1 protein-coding gene and 2 pseudogenes are annotated in these 4,037 nt (G+C 71.2%); all 3 read left to right on the top strand.

From position 1 onward, the window contains the following. Positions 1–186 (top strand): annotated as a pseudogene (locus AB0O82_RS38510) (ATP-binding protein); the annotation flags it as partial. A 393-nt stretch (positions 187–579) separates the two neighbouring features. Next, on the top strand, positions 580–3,936 hold the full coding sequence (locus AB0O82_RS38505; protein WP_363589695.1) for a nitrate- and nitrite sensing domain-containing protein: 3,357 nt from the start codon (positions 580–582) through the stop codon (positions 3,934–3,936). Positions 3,937–3,946: 10 nt separating this feature from the next. Next, positions 3,947–4,037 (top strand): annotated as a pseudogene (locus AB0O82_RS38500) (roadblock/LC7 domain-containing protein); the annotation flags it as partial.

Genomic DNA, 4,037 nt, shown 5'->3' with positions numbered 1-4,037 from the left:
CTCCCCTTCGTCGTCGCCCTCAACGGCTTCGACGGACACCAGCCCCACACCGCCGACGAGGTCCGCGAAGCGCTCCAGCTCAGCGCCGAGACCCCGGTCGTCACGCTCGACGCCCGCCGCCGCGACAGTGCCAAGAGCGCCCTCATCACCCTCGTCGAGCACGCCCTCCTCGCCCGACTCCGATGACGGGCCGGACATCCGGACCCCGGGGGCCGTCGGCGTGACGGGCCCCGGGGCGGAGCCGCTACCGGCCGATGTCCTCCAGGGGCATCGCGCAAGACCCGCTGTATAAGCAGCGGATAACAGTTCGGTAGGCATTTTGTGATCAACAGTGACTCTGCGTGGTGAACTAGCGTCACTCAGCGCCAGAAGACCACGGTTTTGCTCCGTCATGTCGGTGAATGTCCCTATTGCGCCGACGCGGGGGCCATCCTGCGGCTGTTTGTCCCCCATCCCTGCACGTGCTGAAATTCCAGCTACCCCTGAAACCCTCGCGCCGGCCCACCGGTGACGGGCCAGGGCCCGGGGGTAGCGCTGGATTGATCCATGGCCGACAGTCGGCCGAGAGGTAGTTGTCGAGTGAGGCGTAAGCAGCAACCCGCCCCGCAGCGGCGCTCCGAGCCCCGCCGGAGCGAGCCGAACGGTACCGCAGCGGACCCGGCCGGATTCTCCGCTTTCACCCCCACCGAGGAGCGCTCCCAGGCCTCCCCGGCCCCGCAGCCCCCGGCCGCGTCCACGGAACCCCGCAGCGGCGGTCCGGACGGCGACGCCTCCAAGCGGTACGACTTCCTCCGCCCGCGCAACTGGCGCGTGCCGACCCGTCTGATCGCGATCCTGCTGATCCCCGTGATCATCAGCCTCGTCTTCGGCGGCCTCCGCGTGAACACCTCGGTCGACGGCTACATCAAGGCCTCCCGCGCCGAGAAGACCGCCGAACTCGCCAAGGCGGCCACCGAGCTCGCCGAAGCGCTGGAGATCGAGCGCGACACCACGCTGATACCCCTGCTCACCAAGCAGGACCCGGACGGCAAGGTCGCCAAGATCCGCGCCAACACGGACGCCGCGCTGAAGGCGTACGAGGCGGCCTACGCGGCCTCCGACAAGTCCGGCGAACTGCCGCGCCGCCACGAGGGCTTCCAGGCCCTGGTGGTCGACCTGCCGCACCTGCGGGCCACCGCGTACGGATCCGAGCTGTTCGCCGGCGCCACCGTCAACGCCTACTCGGTGATGTTCGCCCCGCTGCTGTCCTACGACAACTCGGTCGGCCTCGGCTCCAGCAACGCCGCCAGCAAGGGCCGCGCGATCTACGCGATGTCCCTCGCCAAGGCGTCCGCCTCGACCCAGCGCGCGCTCATGCTGCACCTGCTGGTCGGCATCTCCCAGAACGCCACCACCCGGTTCGAGAACGCCGACGTGATCCAGCAGATCCTGGTGGCGGAGCGGCTGGAGCAGGTCTCGCTGACCGAGTTCAACACCGGCAGCGCCCCCGAGGACGCCCGCAAGTACGCCAACGCGCAGGTCACCCAGGCCGCCGCGCAGGAGCGCTCGGCCTACAAGATGCCGAACGGCACCGCGCCCTCCATGCAGACCCTGCTCTCCCTCGGCGCCGCCTACAGCCAGGCCGCCGCCGAGGGCCAGAGCAAGGGCAAGGCCGCCGCCGACCAGGCCTACAAGGAGGCCAAGGACTCCGGTCTCACCCCGGAGAACTGGAACCAGGCCGCCAACACCCACATCCAGGCCCTGCGCGACACCGAGGTCCAGCTGCTGGACGACGTCCTCACGGACTCCCGCGGCCTCAAGGACAACGCGCTCTACGACGCCATCCTCAACACGATCATCGTCGTCGCGGCGCTCATCCTGGCCGGTCTGCTCACCGGCTACGTCGCCCGCTCGATGATCCTCGGCATGCGCACCCTGCGCAGCGCCGCCCTGGAGATCGCCGACCACCGCCTGCCGGACCTGGTCGAGAAGCTCTCCAAGACCGACCCCGACCGGGTCGACACCTCCGTCACCCCGATCCCGCTGCACGGCAAGGACGAGATCGGCGAGGTCGCCCGGGCGTTCGACCAGGTCCACCAGCAGGCCGTGGCGCTCGCCGCCGAGCAGGCCCTGCTGCGAGGGAACGTCAACGCGATCTTCACCAACCTGTCGCGCCGCAGCCAGGGCCTGATCCAGCGCCAGCTGGCGCTGATCACCGACCTGGAGAACAACGAGGCCGACCCGGACCAGCTGGAGAACCTCTTCAAGCTGGACCACCTCGCCACCCGTATGCGCCGCAACGGTGAGAACCTGCTCGTCCTCGCGGGCGAGGAGGCCGGCCGCCGCTGGAACACCCCGGTCCCGCTGGTCGACGTGCTCCGCGCCGCCTCCTCCGAGGTGGAGCAGTACGAGCGCGTCGAGCTGTCCGGCATCCCGGAGGTCGAGGTCGTCGGCGCCGCCGTGACCGACCTCGTCCACCTGCTCGCCGAGCTGCTGGAGAACGCCACCTCGTTCTCCAGCCCGCAGACCCGGGTCCTGGTCAACGCGACCCGCCTGCCGGACGGCCGGGTGCTGGTCGAGATCCACGACAAGGGCATCGGCCTCACCGCCGACGACTTCGCCGAGATCAACGAGAAGCTGGCCGAGCCGCCCACCGTCGACGCCACCATCTCCCGCCGCATGGGCCTGTTCGTGGTCGGCCGGCTGTCCCAGCGGCACGACGTCCGCGTCCAGCTCCGCCCCTCCGGCGAGTCCGCCGGCACCACCTCGCTGGTCATGATCCCGCCGTTCATCACCCGGTCGGGCGCCGCGCCGGAGCCCGAGGAGCAGTTCACCGTCTCCCGGATCTTCGCCGAGCAGGAGCCGACCTCCCAGTGGGCGCCCAACGGCCAGCCGCGCAGCGCCGCCGAGCTGGGCTTCGACGACCACCTCACCGGCGCCGGCAACGCCGGATCCAGCGGCTTCAGCCCGGCCCTGGAGTCCGTCCAGCGCTCGCAGCGCCTCGACCAGGTCCGCCGCGCGGCCCTGGAGAGCGGCCCGCACGACGGCGAGCCGCCGGTGCTGGACGCCGAGGTCGAGGAGGACTACCAGCAGGGCTACGACCAGTACGCCCCCCAGGGCTACGAGCAGCAGTCCGGCTACGCCGACGACCAGTACGGCTACCAGCAGGACGGCTACCAGCAGGACGAGTACGGCCAGGACCAGTACGGCCAGTACCCGCAGCAGGGCTACGAGCAGCAGTCCGGCTACGCCGACGACCAGTACGGCCGCCAGGACTACCAGGGCGACGGTTACCAGGGCTACCAGGACGGCTACGCCGACCAGTACGGCCAGCAGGCCGAGGAGGCCCCGGCCGGCCACCCGTACGCCCCGGAGCCGCCCGCGCTGCCCGCCGCCGAACCCACCGCCACCCTGCCGTCCGGGCTGCCGCAGCGCCGCCCCGGCCAGCAGCTGGCGGGTGGCGGCTTCGGCGCCCCGACCGCTCCGGCGGACGGCGGCTCCGGCGGCGAGGCCCCGAACTGGTTCGCCGGCGCCAAGGACACCTCGGCGGTCGACGAGCCGCGCGGCCACGACGTGTCGGCGCTGGGCGGCTACGGCCCGACCGGCCCGACCAACTCGCCCTGGCAGTCGCCCAACGACGGCGCCTGGCAGCAGGCCGAGCAGACCCGTGAGCCCGCCTCCGGCGGCACCACCGGGGCAGGCCTGCCCCGGCGCGTGCCCAAGCAGAACCTGGTGGCCGGGAACGCCAAGCCCACTCCGCAGGAAGGGCCGCAGGTCTCCCGCAGCCCCGAGGAGGTCCGCGGCCGGCTCACCAACCTGCGCCGCGGCGTGGAGCAGGGCCGCAGTGCCGGTAACACCGGAAGCTTCCGGATCGACCCCGATCAGGTAGACCCGTCCGGCAACGGACAGAACCGAAGCACCGATCTCTTCGGCGGCTCGAACCACCAGGAGCGTTGAGTTGACTCAGATGAGCCAGGCCGCACAGAACCTGAACTGGCTGATCACCAATTTCGTGGACAACACCCCCGGGGTGTCCCACACCGTGGTGGTCTCCGCCG

It is taken from the genome of Kitasatospora sp. NPDC088264 (assembly GCF_040685715.1).
In the GTDB taxonomy this organism is placed as follows: Bacteria; Actinomycetota; Actinomycetes; order Streptomycetales; family Streptomycetaceae; genus Kitasatospora.
Note: the sequence above shows the minus strand (reverse complement) of the source record. Positions and strands in the feature narration are given on the sequence as shown.